The organism is Neorhizobium sp. R1-B (assembly GCF_004368875.1).
In the GTDB taxonomy this organism is placed as follows: Bacteria; Pseudomonadota; Alphaproteobacteria; order Rhizobiales; family Rhizobiaceae; genus Neorhizobium; species Neorhizobium huautlense.
In genome coordinates, this window is record NZ_SOEM01000018.1 from 20,429 (window position 1) to 41,017 (window position 20,589).

A 20,589-nucleotide genomic window follows, 5' to 3' on the forward strand; every position below is an offset into this window, starting at 1 on the left:
CCGGATCAGTTGGAAAGAAATCGGAAATAGTGGCCGGAGGCCAGTCCTATTTCGTCCGTAGCCAGTTCTCGATACCCTTAGCCGCAGCCCGCCCTGTCGAAAAGCACGCTGTGAGCAGGTAGCCGCCGGTCGGCGCCTCCCAATCCAGCATTTCTCCAGCCGCAAAAAGCCCCGGTACCGCCTTCAGCATATAGTTCTCGTCGAGCTCGCTCCAATCGAGCCCGCCTGCAGACGATATGGCTTCGGTGATAGGCCTCGGGCGAAGAAGTGGGATCGGCAGGCCTTTCATAAGGATTGCCAGCTCCTGGGGAGGAAGCTGATTTGCCTGGGGAACGAGTTCGCGAATGAGAGCTGCCTTTACGCCTTCCAGGCCGGCACCCTTGCGAAGCCGATTGGCAAAGCTGGCTTTGGCATCCTGCCGAGCGAGGTCCCGCTCAAGGCGTTCGACCGATCGGCCCGGAGCAAGATCGACGGCCAGGTTTGCATGTCCGTGGCGTTTCAGCCTGTCTCGCAATGCGGCCGAATGCGCATAGACCAAGCTCCCTTCGATCCCATGTTTGGAAATCACGAATTCACCCTGGAGCGTGCCCGCGGCTGATGTGGCCGATACGGATTTGACGGGCGCTCCTTCAAAGCGCTGACGAAACGTATCGCTCCAGTCGACGTCGAAACCGCAATTCGCCGGCTGAAATTCATTGATGGTAATCCCCATCTCTTGCGGCCAGGGCACCCAGGCAGCGTCGGAGCCGAGCCGCGGCCAGCTTGCTCCTCCGAGCGCGAGCAGGGTAGCGTCAGGGTGAAGTGTAATTCCGCCATCCGGTGTCTCGAACCGATAGCCGCCATCGGCGAAGCCGACCCATCGATGCCGCGTGCGGAGCTTTACGCCTTGGACCTCAAGCCTTCGCAGCCAGGACCGCAGGAGTGGTGAAGCCTTCATTGCAGTCGGAAAGACGCGACCGGAGGTGCCGACGAAGGTTTCAATCCCAAGGCCCTCGGCCCAGCGCCGGACATCTTCCGGCGTGAAAGCATCGAGTGCGGGTCGCAGGCGAGCGGAGGCCGCGCCAAATCGTCCTGCGAATCGCTGATATTCCTCCGAATGGGTGATGTTGAGACCGGACTTGCCGGCCAGCAGGAACTTGCGGCCAAAGGTCGGCATGGCTTCGTAAAGCGTAACGGAGTAGCCGGCGGCAGAGAGGACCTCCGCCGCCATCAGTCCTGCCGGCCCGCCGCCGATGATCGCGATCTGTTTTGTCATGACCTCCGGTTACGGCAGATCATCACGCTTTTCCATAGCCGCCTGCCGTTGGCGTCACGACGGTGACGGCTTCGCCCGCGTTGACGACGGTCTGGGCGCAGCCACCAAGCTCTTCCAGCATGCCGTCCAGTCGGCGGACGATCATTTGCCCGAGTTCGCCTTCCTTGCCGCCCGCGAGGCCATGCGGAGGGATCGTCCGATGCGAGGAGAGGATGGCGCAGTCCATCTTTTCGAGGAAACGGATGGTACGTCTGGTGCCGTTGCCGGCCGACCATTTGCCCCTGCCGCCGGAATTCTCACGGATGTGGAAGTCTTCCAGCAGAACAGGGTAACGCGTCTCCAGAATTTCGGGATCCGTGAGGCGCGAATTGGTCATATGCACGTGGACGGCATCCGTGCCGGAAAAACCCGTGCCGTCATTGAAGCGGCCGGCCGGCGACCCGGAGCACAGCGTCTCGTAATACTGGTAGGTCGCATTGCCGAATGTGAGGTTGTTCATCGTTCCTTGGCTGGCGGCCATGGCGCCAAGTGCGCCAAACAGCGCATTGGTGACATGCTGGCTGGTTTCCACGTTGCCGGCGACGACGGCTGCCGGATATTGAGGTTTCAGCATCGACCCTTCGGTCACGACGATGCGGATCGGCCTCAGGCAGCCGGCATTCATCGGGATGGAGCTTTCCACCATGACGCGGAACACATAGAGTACGGCGGCGCGCGTCACCGGTTCCGGCGCATTGAAGTTGTTCTTTTTCTGGGGGCTAGTTCCTGTGAAGTCGACAGTCGCTTCCCGCTTTTCCTTGTCGACCGTGATTTTGACCTTGATGATGCTGCCCTGGTCGGTGGGGTAGGAAAATTCCGCGTCGTTCAGCTTCTCGATGACGCGCCGGACGCTTTCTTCCGCATTGTCCTGCACATGGCCCATATAGGCCTGCACGACGTCCAGCCCGAACTGTGCGATCATCTTGCGCATTTCGTGCACGCCCTTTTCGTTGGCGGCGATCTGGGCGCGAAGGTCGGCGACGTTCTGCGCCACGTTGCGGGCGGGGTAGGGGTGGTCGGAAAGAAGTCTTGTGATGCCTGCCTCGTCGAACCGGCCACGGTCGACGAGCAGCACGTTGTCGAACAGCACGCCTTCCTCATCGACGGTCGTCGCAAGCGGCGTCATTGAGCCCGGCGCGGTTCCGCCGACATCCGCATGATGTCCGCGCGAAGCGACGTAGAACAGGATCTTTTCGCCTTTTTGATCGAAGACCGGCGTCACGACGGTGATGTCCGGCAGATGCGTGCCGCCGTTATAGGGGGCATTCAGCGCAAAAACGTCGCCGGGGCGGATCTTGCCCCTGTTGGCGGCAATCACGGTTTCGACTGAGCGGTCCATGGAGCCAAGGTGCACCGGCATATGCGGTGCATTTGCGACCAGTGCGCCGTTCTCGTCAAAAACCGCGCAGGAAAAATCAAGCCGCTCCTTGATGTTGACCGAGGAGGCGGTGTTCTGCAGCGTCACGCCCATCTGTTCGGCAATCGACATGAAGAGATTATTGAACACTTCGAGCAGAACCGGATCCGCCTGGGTGCCGATCGGTTTCGCGCGGGAAAGTTCGGCGACGCGTTTCAGGACGACGTGGTTCAGCCTGGTGATCTCGAAAGCCCAGCCGTCTTCCACGACGATCGTCTGGTGCGGTTCGACGATCAGGCATGGCCCCTTTGCATGAGCACCCGGCTTGATGTCCGCTCGGACATAGACCGGCGCCTCGCGCCATGCGCCGCCGGAGAAGAATTTCGTTTGTTCCGTCGCGGTCGGAGCGGCACTATCCAGCGAGAATTCCGGTTCGGTGGAATCCGCGCCGCCGCCGATCGCCTCGACTTCGTAGGCTTCGAATATGATCTCACGGTTCTCGAAGATGAAGCCGAATTGTTTCCTGTGGGCTGTCTCGAATGCCGAGGTCATGTCGGCAACGCCCCCGAGGACCACGGGCAAGGTCGTATCGGTGCCCTGATAGCGCAGGTGAGCTCGGTGCAGCACGGCTACCCCGGCTCCGGAAACCCCCTGGCTTGCCATTTCCTCGATCACGCTTGCCGTGAGCTCTTCACGGATGGTGGCGAGCGCTTCGAGTGCCACCGCAAGCTCTTCGGAAACCGTGCGTTGGCGGGTGGCGCGGATATCCGCCAGACCCATGCCATAGGCGGAGAGAATCCCGGAGAATGGGTGGATCAGCACCGTCGAGATGCCGAGCGCATCAGCCGTCAGGCAGGCATGCTGGCCGCCGGCCCCGCCGAAGCAGGTCAGCACGTAATGGGTTACATCGTAGCCGCGTTGGACGCTGATCTTCTTGACCGCATTGGCCATATTCTCGACCGCGATCGCGAGAAACCCGTCAGCCACTTCTTCAGGAGAGCGCCCGTCGCCGATAACCTTTGCCATCTCCTCGAAAGCGGCACGCACGGCTCCCGCGTCGAGCGGCTGGTCGCGGTTGGCGCCGAAGATCTTGGGGAACAGCTCCGGCGACAGCTTTCCAAGCATCACGTTGGCGTCGGTGACGGTCAGCGGTCCGCCGCGCCGGTAGGCCTTCGGGCCGGGATTTGCACCGGCTGAGTCCGGGCCCACCCGGAACCGTCCATTTTCGAAATGCAGGATCGAACCACCGCCGGCGGCGACCGTATGGATCGACATCATCGGTGCCCGCATCCGCACCCCGGCCACCTCGGTCTCGAAGGAACGTTCCAACTCGCCGTCGTAGTGGGAGACGTCCGTGGACGTACCGCCCATGTCGAAGCCGACCATCCGTTCGAAGCCTGCCAGGCGCGATGTTTCGACTGCGCCGACTACCCCGCCTGCTGGACCAGAAAGGATCGCGTCCTTGCCCTGGAAGAGCCGGGCAGCGGTGAGGCCGCCCGAAGACTGCATGAACATCAGCTGCGGGCCGCCTTCGCCGTCAGCGCCCAATTCGGCGGCAACCTGATCCACATAACGGCGCAGGATCGGCGAGAGATAGGCATCGACCACCGTCGTGTCGCCGCGGCCAACCAATTTGATAAGCGGCGAAACTTCGTGGCTGACGGAAATCTGACTAAATCCGATCTCTCTCGCGACCTTTGCCGCAAGTTGTTCATGAGCCGGGTAACGATAGGCGTGCATGAATACGATGGCGACGGCGCGGAAGCCGTTCTCGAAGTGCTTCTGGAGAGCCAATCGGATTGCGGTTTCGTCCGGCGTGGCCTCGACGGTCCCGTCGGCGCGGACGCGCTCGTCCACTTCGACAACCGCTTGATACAGCAATTCCGGTTTGACGATCTTCTTCGCAAAGATATCGGCGCGAGCCTGGTAGCCGATCGCCAAAGCGTCGCGGAAGCCGCGCGTGGTGACGAGAAGCGTCTGCTCGCCCTTCCGTTCGAGCAGGGCGTTCGTGGCCACCGTCGTACCCATCTTTACGGCGCCGATCCGATCGGCAGGAATCGCATGCCCGGCCGGAACCTCCAGCAACTCGCGAATTCCCTGCACGGCGGCATCGCGATAGGCTTCAGGATTTTCGGAGAGAACCTTATGCGCGATGAGCGTGCCGTCCGGCTTCCTGCCGACGATGTCGGTAAAGGTGCCGCCGCGGTCGATCCAGAAATCCCATTTGCACTTCGTCATGTTCCGCCCCTGTCGCTCGTTGCTTTGCATTAACGAAAACATTTCATCGATAAAACGTCAATGATTAGTTGACAACAAATTGCCTCTTGAAGCATTATGCCTGGATAAAGAGCAAAGAGCCGCAAAGAGCTCCGCCTCACAACGGCAACCGAGGGGAGCCGATCATGATCTTTTATCCCGTTTGCGGGAGGGTAACTCATGTCCTCCGCTGAACTGCGCCATAGCGTGCTGCCGGATTGGCTGCGCAAAATTCTTGATGGTCTCTATCTGATTTCCGGCTGGTTGGCGGGCCTGTTCCTCGTCGCCATCTTCCTCCTCATGCTTGCGCTCTCCGCCGGCCGGCCGCTCGACATCGATGTACCTTCCGGCGACGACTTCGCTTCCTGGTGCATGGCTGCAAGCGCCTTCCTGGGGCTCGCTCACACGTTTCGTTCCGGCGAGATGATCCGCGTCGGCCTGTTGATCGAGCGGATCAGCGGTCCGGCCAGACGGGCGTTGGAGGCGACGGCATTGGCGATCGGCACGGTTGCCGCGACCTATTTTGCCTGGTTTGCCTTCGATATGACGCGTACCTCCTTCCAGTTCAACGATCTGTCGCAGGGTGTGATCGCCGTGCCGCTGTGGATCCCGCAGCTTGGTTTCTGCGGTGGGTTGATCATTCTGGCGATCGCATTCGTCGACGAGCTCCTGCACGTCCTGTTCGGCGGATCGCCGCGCTACGAGAAACCGGAGCCGGTCACTGCTGAGGAAGTCATAGAACGCGCCATGCAGAGCGGGGCCTGAGCTGATGGGGACAATCGAACTCGTTGAAATAGCCGGGGTGGTTCTTCTTGTGCTGTTGGCACTGCTCGCCGGCGGAGTGTGGATCGGGGTCTCGTTATTGATCTGCGGCTTCATCGCCATGCTGTTCGTGCCGGGCATCCCGATTGGCGCGGTCCTTGCCACAAATTCCTGGAGCGGCGGCGCCTCCTGGTCGCTTGCAGCCCTGCCGCTCTTCGTCTGGATGGGAGAGATCCTGTTCCGGACCCGGCTGTCGGAAGAGATGTTCCGCGGCTTGTCGCCCTGGCTCGGATGGCTCCCGGGCCGCCTGATGCACGTGAATATCCTTGGCTGCGGCCTTTTTGGCTCGATCTCCGGCTCCTCGGCCGCAACGACGGCGATGATCGCCAAGATCGCCCTGCCGGAACTCAAGAAGCGTGGCTACGACGAGATGGTAAGCCTCGGCTCGCTTGCAGGCGCCGGCACGCTCGGCATCCTCATACCGCCATCGATCACCATGGTGGTCTATGCGGTCGCGGCAAACGTCTCGATCATCCAGATCTTCCTTGCGGGTTTCCTGCCAGCCCTGATCGTCATGGCGCTCTATTCCGGTTACATCATCGTCTGGTCGCTCCTCAATCCGGACAAGACCCCGCCCGCGCCTCCGAAAATGAGTTTTAAAGAGAAGCTCAGGGAATCGGCGAACCTCATTCCGGTGACGCTCCTGATCGTGCTCGTCTTCGCAACCCTGCTTCTCGGCTGGGCGACTGCGACCGAGTGCGCGGCCTGGGGTGTGCTCGGGTCGCTCGCAATCGCAGCATGGTCCGGTTCCCTGACGAGAAAATCCTTCTGGGAAAGCGTCATGGGTGCGACCCGGCTCACCTGCATGATCATGTTGATCCTGACAGGTGCCGGTTTCATGTCGATTGCCATGGGTTATACCGGCATCCCGAACGCGCTCGCGAACTGGGTCGACAGCTTCAATCTGAGCCCCTATGCGCTGATTGCGGTTCTGACCATCATGTATATTCTGCTCGGCGCGGCTCTCGATGGTCTGTCGATGATCGTTCTGACCACCGTCGTCGTTCTGCCGATGATTCAACAGGCGGGGTTCGACCTCGTGTGGTTCGGCATCTTCCTTGTGCTGATCGTCGAAATGGCCGAAGTTTCCCCGCCCGTCGGCTTCAACCTCTTCGTGCTGCAGACGATGAGCGGCCGAGACAGTTTGACGGTGGCGAAAGCTTCGCTGCCCTTCTTCTTCCTGCTCGTGGCGACCGTCGCCATCATCACGGTTTTCCCGGATATCGTGATGGTCCTGCCGAAAATGGCTTTCCCGGGTTAGCTTTGGCGAAAAAGATTAGCTTCATAGAAAAAGGAAGGGAACTGACATGAAACGCTTGCTTTCGAACCTCATTTTTTCGGGTCTTGCGGGTGCGGCGCTGACTGCCGCCGCCGGCTCGGCGCTCGCGCAGACCGCATGGGTTCTGCCGTCCGCTTATCCGCCGGCAAACTACCACGTCCAGAACCTCAGCCAGTTTGCATCCGATGTGGATGCCGCGAGCAAAGGCGCGTTGAAGATCACCATTCACCCGAACGCCTCGCTCTTCAAGGCACCGGACATCAAGCGCGCCGTCCAGACCGGCCAGGCGCAGGCAGGGGAGGTGTTGATCTCGCTGCATGAGAACGAGAATGCGGTGTTCGGCATCGACGTAGTGCCTTTCCTGGCAACCAGCTTCGACCAATCGAAAAAGCTTTGGGCAGCCTCCAAGCCGGCAATCGAAAAGGCGCTGGATGCACAGGGGTTGAAGCTGCTCTACACAACGCCGTGGCCGCCGCAAGGCATCTTCACCAAGAAGGACGTCAACAGCGTAGCGGATCTCAAGGGCTTGAAATGGCGTGCCTATAATGTCGGCACATCCCGTATCGCCGAGATCGTCGGCGCTCAGCCGGTCACGGTCCAGGCGGCCGAACTGCCCCAGGCTCTCGCGACTGGCGTAGTCAACGGCTTGATGACGTCGAGCGCCACCGGCGTCGATTCCAAGATCTGGGAATCGCTGACCCACTATTACGACACTCAGGCTTGGATCCCGAAGAACGTCGTCTTCGTCAACAAGGCGGCCTTCGCGGCTTTGGACCCTGCCGTCCAGAAAGCCGTGACCGATGCAGCGGCTGCCGCGGAAACCCGGGGCTGGGGACTCGGGGCTGAAAAGACCGCGGCCTACATGGAGACGCTCAAGAAGAATGGCATGCAGGTTGTCGAACCCAGCGCCGACCTGAAGAAAGGGCTAGGCGAGGTTGGCGCAAAGCTGACGGAAGACTGGTTGAAGAAAGCCGGAGCCGATGGCGCTGCTATTCTGGACGCCTACAAGAAGATGTGATTTGAGAGGCGCCGTCGGCATTCTGCCGCCGGCGCCCTCATTCCCGGGAAGAGAAGCCATGTCATCGGAAAAGGATAGTTTCGGCCCGATCGTTTCCTCCGGGCATCTGGCCACCGGCGCCTTGCCGGCTCTCTCCGAAATCGAATTCGGCATGATCATGCTGAACCACGCCTTCAATCGCTGGATGATCCGCTGCATGGCTGCCGCCGGCGTGCCGGACCTCTCCCCGGTCGACATCCTGGTGCTGCACAATATCAACAGCCGCAACAAGCCGAAGACGCTCGCCGATATCGCCCTCGTTCTGAACATCGAAGACACGCACGTGGTGACCTATGCGCTGAAGAAGCTCGAGCGCATGAAACTCATAAAATCGGGAAGGCGCGGCAAGGAAAAGCTGGTCATGGTGACCGAAGCCGGTGCCGATGCCTGCGCCCGGTATAAGGCTATGCGCGAGAGCCTTTTGGTGCGCTCGGTCCTTGCGACGGAAGTCTCCGCCGAATCCCTTTCGGAGGTGGCGGCGCGGCTGCGGGCGCTTTCCGGCCACTATGATCAGGCAGCTCGCGCTGCTGCATCCCTTTAAGAAAACAGCGCGTCCACCAGGGGATGGTTGGGGTCTTCTAGCCCGTCCAGGACGTTGAAATGATGTTTGTCTGGTTCTTCGACGACCGCAGTCTCGGCGCCGAGCCCTTTCCAGATGTTGGCAAGCAGCGCGTTCTGGCGGATGAATTCGGATCGTTCGCCCGCTCCCACCCAGCAGGTCACCCAAGCCCCCGACATCGGCTCGAGAAGCGCCGGACTTTCCCGGTAGGCTTCTTCCCGGTCTATCCGTTGCTTCTCGTTCATCTTCGTCTGCATCAGGGGTCGCAGATCGTGGACGCCCGATAGCGAGACGACGTTGACGATACGGCTGCATACCGCTTCCGGCAGCGGCGAGGTCGAGGAGATCATTCGCGTCACCAGATGTCCACCGGCGGAATGACCAATCAGCCGGATCGGCCCATCCACCTCTTTGGCCGCGGCCTCGATCGCCCTGCCGATCTCAAGCGTGATGTCTGCGATCCGGTTTTCCGGGGCGAGCGTGTACATTGGCATGACGACGGCGTAGCCCCGTTCGACAGCGCCCCGAGCGAAATGCGACCAATAGCTGTTATCGAGCCCGATCCAGAAACCGCCATGGACAAAGACAACGAGGCCGGCGGGCTTGTTCTGCGGCAGGAAGAGATCGAACCTGTTGCGCGGACGTTCCCCATAGGGAAGGCCAAGCCTCGTGCGTCCCAAAGCAGAAAGAGCTTCGCGATAGAGCCGCGCCGGCTCGACCCACGCGGTCGGCCAGCGATCACCCTGGGGAATGTTTATGCCGTTGGCATAGGCATTGTCCCAATCGCTGATCCGGTGGCGCATCATCATTTCTCCGCAGTCGCTGTTGAAGCGAGGTGATACTGGCACCGCGGCCGGTCGGTTGGAAGCCCTGAACGGGGCGATGTCAAAAAATATTATAAACTTAAAATTTCTCTCTTGCCATGGGCAGAAAGCGGTGCTTTTCTGGACAAAAGGCAAAAAGCCGCATCGACAAGAAAATCTGGGAACTGAAAAATGCTGGGACCGTCAGGCCATCGGGATACGTTTGCCCGTGACAATCTTCCGCCGTTCGATCAGTGGCCGGATATCAAGCTCGGGGCCTTCGAGTATCCGGAATGGTTGAATGCGGCGGTAGAGCTGACCGACCGCATGGTGGAAAAAGGTTTCGGGGATCACACGGCCCTGATCGGCAACGGCCGCCGCCGCACCTACAAGGAACTCTCCGACTGGACGAACCGGATCGCTCTGGCGCTCACGGAAGACTACGGCCTGAAGCCGGGCAATCGGGTGCTGATCCGCTCAGCCAACAATCCCGCCATGGTCGCCTGCTGGCTGGCGGCGACAAAGGCGGGAGCCGTTGTCGTCAACACCATGCCGATGCTGCGTGCCGGCGAACTCGCCAAGATCGTCGACAAGGCCGAAGTCTCCATAGCGCTCTGCGACACCCGGCTGATGGATGAACTGGTCGCCTGCGCCAAGGAAAGCAGATTCCTCAAACAGGTGATCGGCTTCGACGGCACGGCAAACCATGATGCCGAACTCGATCGGGCGGCGCTCGACAAACCGGTGCGTTATGAAGCGGTGAAGACCGGCCGTGACGATGTGGCGTTGCTGGGCTTCACGTCCGGATCGACCGGCGTCCCGAAGGCGACGATGCATTTTCATCGCGATATCCTGATCATCGCCGATGCCTATGCGAAGGAAGTGCTGGCCGTGACGCCGGACGACGTGTTCGTGGGCTCGCCGCCGCTTGCCTTTACCTTCGGTCTCGGGGGGCTTGCGGTTTTTCCCTTGCGCTTCGGCGCTGCCGCGACGCTTCTGGAGCAGGCCACGCCGCCGAAGATGATCGAAATCATCGAGACCTACAAGGCGACCATCAGCTTTACCGCGCCTACCGCCTATCGCGCCATGTTGGCGGCGATGGACAACGGTGCCGATCTCTCCTCGCTTCGCATCGCGGTATCCGCGGGTGAAACCCTGCCTGCACCCGTCTTCGAGGAATGGGTGAAGAAGACCGGCAAACCGATCCTCGACGGGATCGGCGCGACGGAGATGCTGCACATCTTCATTTCCAACCATCTGGGTGATGCCAAGCCGGCCTGCACCGGTAAACCGCTGGCGGGTTACGAAGCCATGGTCGTCGATGAGGATATGAACGAAGTGCCGCGAGGGACGGTCGGCCGCCTTGCCGTCAAGGGGCCCATCGGTTGCCGTTACCTGGCGGACGAACGCCAGAGAGATTACGTCAGGAACGGATGGAATATCACGGGCGATTCATTCGTCGAAGACGATCAAGGCTATTTCCATTTCACAGCCCGCTCCGACGACATGATCATCTCGGCGGGCTACAACATTGCAGGTCCGGAGGTCGAAGCGGCTCTGCTGAAGCATGATTCGGTACTGGAGTGCGCCGTCATCGGCGTGCCGGATGAAGCGCGTGGAATGATCGTGGAGGCTCATGTCGTCCTTGTTCCGGGTTCCGAGGCCTGCGAGGCTATGGTCAGGCTCCTTCAGGAGCATGTGAAAAGCGTCATCGCTCCCTACAAATACCCCCGCTCCATCGTCTTCGCCGACGCCCTGCCGAAGACCGAATCCGGAAAGATCCAGCGATTCCGCCTAAAGCAGAGGCTATTGGTGTAACCCGCGCTCATGCTCGTCGCTTCCGGCACGAATGTAGAGTGGAAGTTTCCGCGCAAATGTGGAAGGTACTGAAAATGCTCGGCGGGTTGCTTTCCGCCGACGTAATAAAACTGGGAACGACACAACAACAAACGGGAGTTCGTCACATGAAGAAACTGCTTGCTGCGGCCACTGTGGCGCTCAGCGTCAGCACCTCGGGACTGGCCTTTGCCGAGCCGCTGAAGATCGGCATGATCACCACGCTTTCCGGTGGCGGCGCCGGCCTCGGTATTGATACCCGCGATGGCTTTATGCTGGCGATTAAAAATTCCGGCAACAAGGATGTCACGGTCGTTACAGAGGACGACGCGCAGAAGCCGGAACTCGCCGTGCAGATCGCCGACAAGATGATCCAGAGCGACCAAGTCGATATCTTGACAGGCATCGTCTGGTCGAACCTCCTGATGGCGGTTGCCCCGAGCGCGGTTGCCCAAGGCAAGTTCTACGTCTCCACCAATGCCGCTCCGGCGGCGCTTGCCGGCGCCAACTGCAACAAACTCTATTTCAACGCCGCCTATCAGAACGACAATCTTCACGAAGCCATGGGCGAATACGCCAACAAGAGCTACAAGAAGATGTTCATCCTCGCCCCGAATTATCCGGCCGGCAAGGATTCGCTGACCGGCTTCAAGCGCTATTACAAGGGTGAGCTGGCTTCGGAAGTGTACACGCAGGTCGGCCAGACCGACTATGCTGCCGAAATCGCCCAGATGCGCGCCTCCGGCGCCGACGGCATCTTCGTCTTCCTGCCGGGTGGCATGGGCATCGCCTTCATGAAGCAATTCGCCCAGTCGGGCGTAAAAATCCCGGTCATGGGCCCGGGTTTCTCTTTCAGCCAGGACGTCCTGCCGGCGATCGGCGATGCGGCGCTCGGCGCCAAGGCTTCCGGCCAGTGGGCTCCGGATTTCGACAACGAGGCCAGCAAGAAGTTTCTCGCGGATTTCCAGAAGGAATACGGCCGGCTGCCGTCCATCTATGCTGTCCAGGCCTATGACGCGGCCCAGCTGATCCTCTCGGCGGCGGGGAAGGCAAGCGTCAAGGATGCCGATGCCTTCGGTGCCGAACTTCGCAAGGCCGACATCAAGTCTCCGCGCGGAAAATTCAAGTTCAATACCAACCAGCATCCGATCCAGGACATCTACCTGACCGAAGTGGTGAAGCAGAACGGCGTCCTGACCAACAAGACGGTGGAAAAGATTTTCACCGATCACAAGGACGCCTACGCCAAAGACTGCAAGATCTAAGGCTATATCGTGACCCTCGCACTTGCTCTCGAGCAGTTGCTGAACGGCCTGCAGCTCGGCGTCATGTTGTTTCTCATGGCTGCCGGGCTGACGCTGATTTTCGGCGTCATGGGCCTGATCAACCTCGCTCACGGTTCGCTCTACATGGTGGGTGCTTTCGCATGCGCCACCGTGGCGGCCTGGACCGGATCATTCTGGATCGGGCTTGTCGCCAGCCTCGCTTGCGCGGCGGCGGCAGGCGCGATCGTGGAACTGCTGGTGATCCGCAGACTTTATGACCGCGATCACCTCGACCAGGTGCTGGCAACTTTCGCGCTGATCCTGATGTTTTCCGAGGGCACGCGTTGGCTTTTCGGCTCCTTTCCTCTTTATCTCGATATCCCGCCGCTGCTTCAGGGCGCGGTACCGTTGCCGGGCGGTGCGGAATATCCGGTTTATCGTCTGGCGATCATCGCCGCCGGCGCGGCCGTAGCATTCGGGCTATATATGCTGATATCCAGGACCCGGCTCGGCATGCGCATCCGCGCTGGCGAGAGCGATCGCGAGATGATCGGCGCGCTCGGCGTCGATATCCGCACTCTCTATACGGTGGTTTTTGCACTCGGGGCCGCACTGGCCGGCCTGGCGGGTGCGTTGGTCGGGGCGTTGCAGTCGGTGCAGGTCGGTATGGGCGAGCCAGTACTGATCCTCGCCTTCGTGGTGATCGTCATCGGCGGCATCGGCTCGATCAAGGGGGCGCTTCTCGGTGCTCTTCTGGTGGGCGTCACCGATACGATGGGCCGTTTCCTTCTGCCGAAAATCCTGGCGCTCTTCGTGCCGCCGGCTCAGGCGGGCATGATCGGCGGCGCGGCGGCCTCCATGCTCATCTATATCGTGATGGCGCTCATCCTGGCGGTGAAGCCGCGCGGCCTTTTCCCGGCAGCGCATGCGTGAGGCCATGATCGTGACCCGCGAGAACCTTATCAATCTCATTCTGGCTGTGCTTTTGCTTGCCGTACCCGTCGCGGCGAATGTACTCGGCCAGCCTTTCTACATCACGCTGGCGACGCGCGTGGCCATCCTGGCTCTCGCCGCGACCGGTCTCAATCTGGCACTGGGCCTCGGCGGTCTCGTCTCATTCGGCCACGCGGCCTTTTTCGGCCTCGGCGGTTATGTGGCCGGCATTCTCGCGTCGCATGGTTTTTCCGGCGAGCCGCTCCTGTTCGGTTTCTCGGGCACAAACCAGATGTGGGTGATCTGGCCGGTGGCGGTCGTCCTTGCGGGACTGGTCGGATTGGCGATCGGCGCCATCAGCTTGAGGACTTCAGGCGTCTATTTCATCATGATCACGCTCGCCTTCGCGCAGATGGTCTACTATTTCGCGGTATCCTGGCCGGCCTATGGCGGCGAGGACGGGCTCTCTATTCTGGTCCGCAACCAGTTCCCCGGCGTGATGACGATGCGGCCGATGAGCTTCTTCCTGATCTGCTATGTGATCCTGCTCATAGGCATCGCCCTTTTCGCGGTGATCCGAGCCTCGCGTTTCGGCTCGGCGCTGCAGGCGGCGCGGCAAAACGAGGTGCGGGTCTCGACGGTAGGCATCCAGCCTTACCGCATCCGGCTGACTGCCTTTGTGATCTCGGCGATGATGACCGGACTCGCCGGAGCGCTGTTTGCCGATCTCAATCGTTTCGTCAGTCCGTCCATGCTGTCCTGGCATATGTCCGGTGAATTGATCGTGCTGATCATCCTCGGCGGCACCGGTCGCCTGTTCGGGCCGTTGGCGGGTGCAGCGCTCTACGTTGCCTTCGAATATGCACTCGGCGGGATTACCGAGCGCTGGCAATTCTTCCTCGGTCTCATCCTGCTTCTCGTGGTGCTCTTTGCGCGTGGCGGATTGCTCGGCCTCCTGGCGGGGAGGGCGCGCCATGGCTGATGCGGTTCTTGAAATCTCCGGTCTGGTGAAGAATTTTGGAGCGTTGCGCGCGACCGACGGCGTGACGCTGGATCTGCGTCCAGGAGAAATCCATGCGTTGATCGGCCCGAACGGCGCTGGAAAATCGACCCTTATCCACCAGATATGCGGCACGCTCAGGCAGGACAGCGGCATGATCCGTTTTGCCGGCCAGGACATTGGTGGTCTCGGTGTCGCCCAACGTGCGCGGTTGGGGCTCGGGCGGACATTCCAGGTCTCGTCGCTGGCACCGGATTTTTCCGCGCTTCGCAATGTGATGCTGGCGGTCCAGGCCAAGCAGGGATCGAGCTTCCGTTTCTTCAAACCGGTCATGCGGGACAAGGGCTTGATCGACGCGGCCATAACCATCCTAGAGCGCGTCGGGCTTGCCGCGCGAGCCCGTGTCCCCGCTGCTGAACTTTCGCATGGCGAACGCCGACAGCTCGAAATCGCAATGGCGCTGGCCCTGCAGTCTAAGGCGTTTCTGCTCGACGAGCCCATGGCGGGCATGGGGCCGGAGGGCTCGAAGTCGCTCACGCGGTTCCTTGATACCCTGCGCCATGAAGCACCGATTCTGCTGGTCGAGCATGACATGGACGCTGTTTTCGCGCTCGCCGATCGCATTTCGGTTCTTGTCTACGGCCGCATCATCGCCACAGGCACCGTAGAAGAAATCCGCAGCGATCCGGCCGTGCGTACCGCTTATCTCGGAGATCACGCCTGATGTTGCTCGAGGTATCGAAGATAGAAGCGTTCTACGGCGCGAGCCAGGCACTGTTCGGAGTCGATCTTTCCGTGGCGGAAGGCGAGGTCGTGGCGCTGATGGGCCGCAATGGCATGGGCAAGACAACGACCATCCGCGCCATCTGCAACCTCAACCCTCCGCGTGCGGGAGCGGTCAGGCTTGGCGGTGCGGATCTCAAGGGCAGGCGTCCGCATCATGTCGCCAGGCTCGGCATTGGCCTGGTGCCGGAAGGACGGCGCTGCTTCCCCAATCTCACTGTGTATGAAAACCTGGTAGCGGCCGCTCGGCCTGGCCTGTGGACCCTCGATCGCGTTAGCGAATTCTTTCCCCGGCTGAAGGAACGGCAGACCCAGATGGCGCGTTCGCTTTCCGGGGGGGAACAGCAGATGCTGGCGATCGGACGTGCGTTGATGACCAATCCGCGGCTTCTGATCCTCGATGAGGCGACCGAGGGACTTGCCCCGGTCATTCGCCAGGATATCTGGAAGGCCATACGCCGGCTGAAGGCCGAAGGCCTGTCGATCCTGGTGGTGGATAAGACGCTTTCCGAGCTTTTGCCGGTTGCGGACCGTGGCGTCATCCTGGAAAACGGACGAAGCGCCTGGAGCGGCAAGCCCGCCGATCTGACGATGGAGCTGCAAGATCGATATCTCGGGGTGTGAACGATGAGTGGTGAAGCAACGAGTGCCGATCTGGAACTGATCGCTCATGGACCGCATGGGCGCAGCAAGCCGGAAACGCGGCTTTGGTTGCGTATGCTCTCCACGACGAAATTGATCACCAACGAAATCCGCCGCCGGCTTCGTGCCGAGTTTGGCGCGACGCTGCCGCAGTTCGACCTCATGGCCCAGCTTTACCGCGAGAAGGATGGCCTGCGTCTCGGTGAGCTTTCCAAGCGTACCATGGTCACCAATGGCAATGTCACGGGCCTCGTCGAGCGGCTTGAGGTGGACGGCCTGGTGCAGCGTGTCACGCCGGATGGGGACCGGCGCGTCACCGTCGCCAAGCTGACCCTCGCCGGGACCGAACTCTTTGTCGCCATGGCGGCAGCCCATGAAGGCTGGCTTCGCGATATCATGGGGGATGTCGATCCGGACACGATCGCATCGTTATGGTCGGAGATAGGGGCGGTAAAGGCCTCCGCCAGCAACCATCTTTCCGGCGCGGCCTTCGAATAGTAAGGATCGTCTGCGCAAAATATTTCGGGTGAGAGATGGCAGACCTGCAGGCGATCGTTGATGAGATCCATGAAAAACTGACGCCGCGGCTGGGCGAAGGCAAGGTCGCCGATTATATCCCCCAGCTCGCGCACGTGGATCCCAAGAAATTCGGCATGGCGATCGTCACGGTTGACGGTGAGGTGGTCAAGGTTGGCGATGCCGATCTTCCCTTTTCGATTCAGAGTATTTCCAAGGTCTTCACACTGACCCTGGCTCTCGGCAAGCACGGCGAAACGACTTGGAACCGTGTGGGCCGCGAACCTTCAGGTTCCGCTTTCAATTCCATCATTCAGCTGGAGCATGAGGAAGGAAAGCCGCGAAATCCTTTCATCAATGCCGGTGCAATAGCCGTGAGTGACCTGGTGCTGGCCGGGCATACGCCGCGGGAGGCAATCGGCGAGATCGTCCGCTTTGTGCGTTATCTCGCCGACGATGAAACAATCGCCATCGATCCGGATGTGGCGAAGTCGGAACAGGCAACCGGCTATCGCAACTTCGCGCTGGCGAACTTCATGCGCTCCTTCGGCAAGCTGGATCATCCGGTGGAGCATGTGCTCGGTGTCTATTTCCATCACTGCGCGCTGGCTATGACATGCATGCAGTTGGCCAAGTCCGGCCTTTTTCTGGCGGCATCAGGCCGCAATCCGCTGACCGGACATACAGTTGTCTCCAAGCAGCGGGCACGCCGCATCAACGCGCTGATGCTGACTTGCGGCCACTACGATGGCTCGGGCGATTTCGCCTACCGCGTAGGCTTGCCCGGCAAAAGCGGTGTCGGCGGCGGCATCCTGGCCGTTGCGCCGGGCCGGGCCTCGGTTGCGGTATGGTCGCCAGGATTGAACCACAACGGAAATTCGCTTCTGGGCTCCTTGGCGCTCGAAATGCTGGCAACCAGGACCGGTTGGTCCGTCTTCGGTCATTAAATCCATAAAAAAACCCGGCCGAAGCCGGGCTTGAAGTAGGTGGCAGCGTTGTGATCAGTCCTCGCTGGCTGCCATCTGCGAGAGCACTTCGCCGCGGCCGCGTGCCCTGAGGATCAGCGGAATTATCAACGCCAGGGCTGCGAGAAGGAGCAGTCCGGCTGCGATCGGCGATTGCACGAGCGTCGTGACGTCGCCCTGGCTGATGGCCAGTGACCGACGGAGCTGCTGTTCGGCAAGCGGACCGAGGATCAAGCCGACGACTACCGGCGCAATCGGATAACCGAAGATCCGCATGGCATAGCCGAGTAGGCCGAAGGTCAGCAGCATGCCAAGTTCGAACACGGACGGATTGGCGCCGATCGTGCCGAGGGTCGCAAACAGCAGGATGCCTGCGTAAAGCCAAGGCTTCGGAATGGTCAGCAGTTTGACCCAGAGGCCGACCAGCGGCAGGTTCAGGACCAGCAACATCAGGTTGGCGATGAGCAGCGACGCGATCAGGCCCCAGACGAGCTGGGGGTTGGTCGCAAAGAGCAGCGGACCGGGCTGCAAACCGTATTGCTGGAAGCCGGCGAGCATGATCGCGGCGGTTGCCGTCGTCGGCAGGCCGAGTGTCAAGAGCGGCACCAGGGTGCCGGCCGCAGAGGCATTGTTGGCGGCTTCCGGACCTGCCACACCTTCGATCGCGCCGTTGCCGAATTCTTCCGGATGCTTGGTAAGGCGCTTTTCGGTCGCATAGGAGAGGAAGGTGCCGATCTCGGCCCCGCCGGCCGGCATGGCCCCGATCGGGAAACCGATCAGCGTCCCGCGCAGCCATGCTTTCCAGGAGCGCGCCCAATCCTGCGCACTCATCCAGATGGATCCGCGCACGGCTTCGACCTTGTCCGGTCCCTTGTCGCCTTGGGCGGCGATGAAGAGGGTTTCGCCGATCGCGAACATGGCGACAGCCATGGTCGTGACCTCGATCCCGTCCAGCAGGTCCGGAATTCCGAAGGATAACCGGTTCTGGCCGGTCAGCTGGTCGATGCCCACGACGGAGAAAGCGAGGCCGATAAACAGCGAGGTCAGGCCGCGCAGCGTCGAGTCACCGAAGGCCGACGAGACGGTGACGAAGGCAAGCACCATCAGCGCAAAATATTCGCGAGGACCAAAGACCAGCGCCAGCTTGACGATGTAGGGGGCGATGAAGGCCAGCAGCAGGGTGGCGATGAGGCCGGCGACGAAGGAGCCGATCGCCGCGGTTGCCAGCGCCGGCCCGCCGCGTCCGGCGCGCGCCATCTTGTTGCCCTCGAGGGCGGTGACGATGGAGGCGCTTTCGCCAGGGGTATTGAGGAGGATCGACGTCGTCGATCCGCCATACATGCCGCCGTAGTAGATGCCGGCGAACATGATGAGTGATCCCGTGGGGTCGAGCCGATAGGTGACCGGCAGCAGGAGTGCCACCGTGAGCGCTGGGCCGATACCTGGCAGCACCCCGACGGCCGTGCCGAGGGTAACGCCGATCAGCGCGTAAAGGAGGTTGAGCGGCTGTGCGGCAGCGAGAAGCCCCTGCAGAAGAAATTCAAATGTCGTCATGGTCGTTTTCTCCGGCGCCGATCACAGGAAGAGGTGTTCCAGCGGGCCTGCCGGAAGCGAGAGCTGCAGCAGTCCGGCAAAGATCAGCCAGATGACGAGACAGAGGAGGATGCCGACGGGAATCGTGATCCAGAGCTTGCGCTTTCCGAAACCTGCCGCCGTAAGCGCGAACAGGATGCCGGTTGCAATGGAAAAGCCGGCGGTCGTCAGAAGCAGCATTTGCGCGGCAAGGCCTGCCACAATCCATATGACAGGGCCGAATTCCTGCTTTTCCCGCTCGGGGAAATCTCCCCGGAAAGCCTCGACGACGGTCCAGATGGCCAAGCCGATCAGGGCGAAGGCAATCCAGTTCGGAACGGTGGCCGGACCGACCTGCGAGTAGCCGGCCATCTCCTTGAGGCGAGAAACGTCCACGAAGATGACTGCGGCAATTGCGGCAAGAACGGCGGCGATAGCAAGCGCCGCCCTGTCAGGGCGGCGCTGTCCGGTGCTTGTTTTGTTGTCCAGGCTCATTTGACCAGTCCGATGTCCTTCAGGACCGCTTCGGTCGCGGAAATGTCCTTGGCGAGCTGCGCGTCGAATGCCTCACCGGACAGATAGGTATCGGCCCAGCCCTTGGTCTTCAACGTTTCCTGCCAGGTCTTCGACTTGACGACCTTCTCGACATCCGCCTGAACGGCTTTCTTCTGCTCGGCCGATAGGCCCGGAGCAGCTGCGACCATGCGCCAGTTCTGCAGCACGACGTCGAAGCCGGATTCCTTCAGCGTCGGAGCGTCGACGCCCTCGATCTTCTTGTCGGCGGACACAGCCAGCAGGCGCAGCGTCCCGGCCTTGATCTGGGATTCGAATTCGCCGTAGGACGAGACGCCCGCGGTCACCTGGCTGCCCAGAATAGCCGCGAGTGCTTCGCCGCCGCCGGAGAAGGCGATGTAGTTGATCTTGGTGGGATCCACGCCAGCGGACTTGGCAAGCAGGCCGACGAGGATATGGTCGGTGCCGCCGGCCGAACCGCCGCCCCAGGAAACGGCGCCTGGATTTGCCTTCAGCTTGGCAACGAGATCGCCGATCGTCTTGATGTCCGACGAAGCCGGGACGACGATCGCCTCATATTCGCCGGTCAGGCGGGCGATCGGGGTGACGTCCTTCAGGGTGACGGGCGATTTGTTGGTGAGGATAGCGCCGACCATGACATAACCGCCGACCATCAGCGCATTAGGCTTGCCCTTCTGCTGGCTGGCGAATTGGGCAATGCCGATGGTGCCGCCAGCGCCCGGCACGTTCATGACCTGCACATTGCCGGAGATCTTCTCCTGCTGCATGGCGGTCTGCAGCGAACGGGCGGTCTGGTCCCAGCCGCCGCCCGGCGCTGCCGGCGCCATGATGGTGTAATCCGCGGCATAGGCTGGCAGTGCAAGTGCTCCAGCAAGAATGGAAGCGAGAAAGAAGTGTTTCAAGGGTAAATCCTCCGTTGGCGTCCTGATCTGACGCGAATTGTTTCTCAGGCGAAACGAAGGGATGGAAAGGGTGTGCGGAAACCGCCAACCTGAACTCCTCCCGTCGTTGATCGGGTCCCGCCTCCACGGGGCCGATTAGACATAAGCCAACATATCAAGCTGACATCTACCTGACAGATTTCGCCATCTTGACTTTTGGCAAGAGGTTAACGGG

18 protein-coding genes are annotated in these 20,589 nt (G+C 61.0%); 12 read left to right on the plus strand and 6 right to left on the minus strand.

Going from position 1 to position 20,589, the window contains the following annotated elements; genetic code table 11:
• Positions 1-46: 46 nt before the first annotated feature.
• Together EDE05_RS20435 and EDE05_RS20440 are read right to left on the minus strand one after the other, a co-directional pair.
• Positions 47-1,255 (minus strand): TIGR03862 family flavoprotein, encoded by a 1,209-nt coding sequence (locus EDE05_RS20435; RefSeq protein ID WP_134102708.1) that lies wholly within the window; start codon positions 1,253-1,255, stop codon positions 47-49.
• 22 nt (positions 1,256-1,277) lie between these two features.
• Positions 1,278-4,889 carry a hydantoinase B/oxoprolinase family protein gene (locus tag EDE05_RS20440; RefSeq protein ID WP_134102711.1) on the minus strand — a complete coding sequence of 1,204 codons (3,612 nt, stop codon included), beginning with the start codon at positions 4,887-4,889 and terminating at the stop codon, positions 1,278-1,280.
• Positions 4,890-5,087: 198 nt separating this feature from the next.
• Between EDE05_RS20440 and EDE05_RS20445 the strand changes: the two genes are divergently transcribed.
• Genes EDE05_RS20445 through EDE05_RS20460 form a run of 4 tightly spaced genes read left to right on the plus strand, consistent with a single transcriptional unit; the run spans position 5,088 to position 8,606 of the window.
• Positions 5,088-5,672 (plus strand): TRAP transporter small permease, encoded by a 585-nt coding sequence (locus tag EDE05_RS20445; protein ID WP_112796197.1) that lies wholly within the window; start codon positions 5,088-5,090, stop codon positions 5,670-5,672.
• Between the two features lie 4 nt (positions 5,673-5,676).
• On the plus strand, positions 5,677-6,990 hold the full coding sequence (locus EDE05_RS20450) for a TRAP transporter large permease subunit (RefSeq protein WP_105373576.1): 1,314 nt from the start codon (positions 5,677-5,679) through the stop codon (positions 6,988-6,990).
• Between the two features lie 55 nt (positions 6,991-7,045).
• Complete coding sequence (locus EDE05_RS20455; protein ID WP_208325232.1) at positions 7,046-8,026, plus strand: TRAP transporter substrate-binding protein; 981 nt, start codon at positions 7,046-7,048, stop codon at positions 8,024-8,026.
• Between the two features lie 58 nt (positions 8,027-8,084).
• Positions 8,085-8,606, plus strand: coding sequence for a winged helix DNA-binding protein (locus EDE05_RS20460; RefSeq protein ID WP_105373577.1), 522 nt, complete (start codon positions 8,085-8,087; stop codon positions 8,604-8,606).
• Here the strand turns inward: EDE05_RS20460 and EDE05_RS20465 are convergent.
• Positions 8,603-9,430, minus strand: coding sequence for an alpha/beta hydrolase (locus tag EDE05_RS20465; protein ID WP_166675490.1), 828 nt, complete (start codon positions 9,428-9,430; stop codon positions 8,603-8,605). The two genes, EDE05_RS20460 and EDE05_RS20465, sit on opposite strands and share 4 nt — an antisense overlap.
• A 189-nt stretch (positions 9,431-9,619) precedes the next feature.
• On the opposite strand from EDE05_RS20465, the gene EDE05_RS20470 reads away from it, so the two are divergent.
• The 8 genes from EDE05_RS20470 to EDE05_RS20505 all read left to right on the plus strand — a co-directional run bounded on the left by EDE05_RS20470 (position 9,620) and on the right by EDE05_RS20505 (position 17,349).
• Positions 9,620-11,245: an AMP-binding protein gene (locus EDE05_RS20470; protein WP_134102717.1), complete on the plus strand. Its 1,626-nt coding sequence runs from the start codon at positions 9,620-9,622 to the stop codon at positions 11,243-11,245.
• Positions 11,246-11,391: 146 nt separating this feature from the next.
• On the plus strand, positions 11,392-12,528 hold the full coding sequence (locus EDE05_RS20475) for an ABC transporter substrate-binding protein (protein WP_134102719.1): 1,137 nt from the start codon (positions 11,392-11,394) through the stop codon (positions 12,526-12,528).
• Positions 12,529-12,537: 9 nt separating this feature from the next.
• Entirely contained in the window at positions 12,538-13,461 is a 924-nt protein-coding gene (locus EDE05_RS20480) for a branched-chain amino acid ABC transporter permease (RefSeq protein WP_134102722.1), read from the plus strand.
• A complete protein-coding gene (locus EDE05_RS20485) occupies positions 13,454-14,443 on the plus strand; it encodes a branched-chain amino acid ABC transporter permease (protein ID WP_134102725.1) in 990 nt (329 codons plus the stop codon). The genes EDE05_RS20480 and EDE05_RS20485 overlap by 8 nt, the downstream gene beginning before the upstream one ends.
• On the plus strand, positions 14,436-15,185 hold the full coding sequence (locus EDE05_RS20490) for an ABC transporter ATP-binding protein (protein ID WP_134102729.1): 750 nt from the start codon (positions 14,436-14,438) through the stop codon (positions 15,183-15,185). Before EDE05_RS20485 ends, EDE05_RS20490 begins: the two co-directional genes overlap by 8 nt.
• Positions 15,182-15,868, plus strand: coding sequence for an ABC transporter ATP-binding protein (locus EDE05_RS20495; protein ID WP_166675492.1), 687 nt, complete (start codon positions 15,182-15,184; stop codon positions 15,866-15,868). The genes EDE05_RS20490 and EDE05_RS20495 overlap by 4 nt, the downstream gene beginning before the upstream one ends.
• A gap of 3 nt (positions 15,869-15,871) precedes the next feature.
• Positions 15,872-16,384: a MarR family transcriptional regulator gene (locus EDE05_RS20500; RefSeq protein ID WP_134102733.1), complete on the plus strand. Its 513-nt coding sequence runs from the start codon at positions 15,872-15,874 to the stop codon at positions 16,382-16,384.
• 35 nt (positions 16,385-16,419) lie between these two features.
• Positions 16,420-17,349, plus strand: a complete 930-nt coding sequence (locus EDE05_RS20505; RefSeq protein ID WP_134102736.1) for a glutaminase — start codon at positions 16,420-16,422, stop codon at positions 17,347-17,349.
• A 54-nt stretch (positions 17,350-17,403) separates the two neighbouring features.
• On the opposite strand, the gene EDE05_RS20510 is transcribed toward EDE05_RS20505, so the two are convergent.
• Genes EDE05_RS20510 through EDE05_RS20520 form a run of 3 tightly spaced genes read right to left on the minus strand, consistent with a single transcriptional unit; the run spans position 17,404 to position 20,375 of the window.
• On the minus strand, positions 17,404-18,921 hold the full coding sequence (locus tag EDE05_RS20510; protein ID WP_105373585.1) for a tripartite tricarboxylate transporter permease: 1,518 nt from the start codon (positions 18,919-18,921) through the stop codon (positions 17,404-17,406).
• Positions 18,922-18,942: 21 nt separating this feature from the next.
• Positions 18,943-19,434, minus strand: coding sequence for a tripartite tricarboxylate transporter TctB family protein (locus EDE05_RS20515; RefSeq protein ID WP_112796216.1), 492 nt, complete (start codon positions 19,432-19,434; stop codon positions 18,943-18,945).
• Positions 19,431-20,375 (minus strand): tripartite tricarboxylate transporter substrate binding protein, encoded by a 945-nt coding sequence (locus tag EDE05_RS20520; RefSeq protein WP_112796219.1) that lies wholly within the window; start codon positions 20,373-20,375, stop codon positions 19,431-19,433. The genes EDE05_RS20515 and EDE05_RS20520 overlap by 4 nt, the downstream gene beginning before the upstream one ends.
• Positions 20,376-20,589 lie beyond the last annotated feature (214 nt).

What these genes read in the sequence shown, in the direction of transcription:
- EDE05_RS20515 (WP_112796216.1), bottom strand. Translation starts at nt 19,434, where the DNA reads ATGAGCCTGGACAACAAAACAAGCACCGGACAGCGCCGCCCTGACAGG.
- EDE05_RS20435 (WP_134102708.1), bottom strand. Translation starts at nt 1,255, where the DNA reads ATGACAAAACAGATCGCGATCATCGGCGGCGGGCCGGCAGGACTGATG.
- EDE05_RS20470 (WP_134102717.1), top strand. Translation starts at nt 9,620, where the DNA reads ATGCTGGGACCGTCAGGCCATCGGGATACGTTTGCCCGTGACAATCTT.
- EDE05_RS20510 (WP_105373585.1), bottom strand. Translation starts at nt 18,921, where the DNA reads ATGACGACATTTGAATTTCTTCTGCAGGGGCTTCTCGCTGCCGCACAG.
- EDE05_RS20500 (WP_134102733.1), top strand. Translation starts at nt 15,872, where the DNA reads ATGAGTGGTGAAGCAACGAGTGCCGATCTGGAACTGATCGCTCATGGA.
- EDE05_RS20440 (WP_134102711.1), bottom strand. Translation starts at nt 4,889, where the DNA reads ATGACGAAGTGCAAATGGGATTTCTGGATCGACCGCGGCGGCACCTTT.
- EDE05_RS20475 (WP_134102719.1), top strand. Translation starts at nt 11,392, where the DNA reads ATGAAGAAACTGCTTGCTGCGGCCACTGTGGCGCTCAGCGTCAGCACC.
- EDE05_RS20490 (WP_134102729.1), top strand. Translation starts at nt 14,436, where the DNA reads ATGGCTGATGCGGTTCTTGAAATCTCCGGTCTGGTGAAGAATTTTGGA.
- EDE05_RS20450 (WP_105373576.1), top strand. Translation starts at nt 5,677, where the DNA reads ATGGGGACAATCGAACTCGTTGAAATAGCCGGGGTGGTTCTTCTTGTG.
- EDE05_RS20505 (WP_134102736.1), top strand. Translation starts at nt 16,420, where the DNA reads ATGGCAGACCTGCAGGCGATCGTTGATGAGATCCATGAAAAACTGACG.
- EDE05_RS20465 (WP_166675490.1), bottom strand. Translation starts at nt 9,430, where the DNA reads ATGATGCGCCACCGGATCAGCGATTGGGACAATGCCTATGCCAACGGC.
- EDE05_RS20445 (WP_112796197.1), top strand. Translation starts at nt 5,088, where the DNA reads ATGTCCTCCGCTGAACTGCGCCATAGCGTGCTGCCGGATTGGCTGCGC.
- EDE05_RS20485 (WP_134102725.1), top strand. Translation starts at nt 13,454, where the DNA reads ATGCGTGAGGCCATGATCGTGACCCGCGAGAACCTTATCAATCTCATT.
- EDE05_RS20460 (WP_105373577.1), top strand. Translation starts at nt 8,085, where the DNA reads ATGTCATCGGAAAAGGATAGTTTCGGCCCGATCGTTTCCTCCGGGCAT.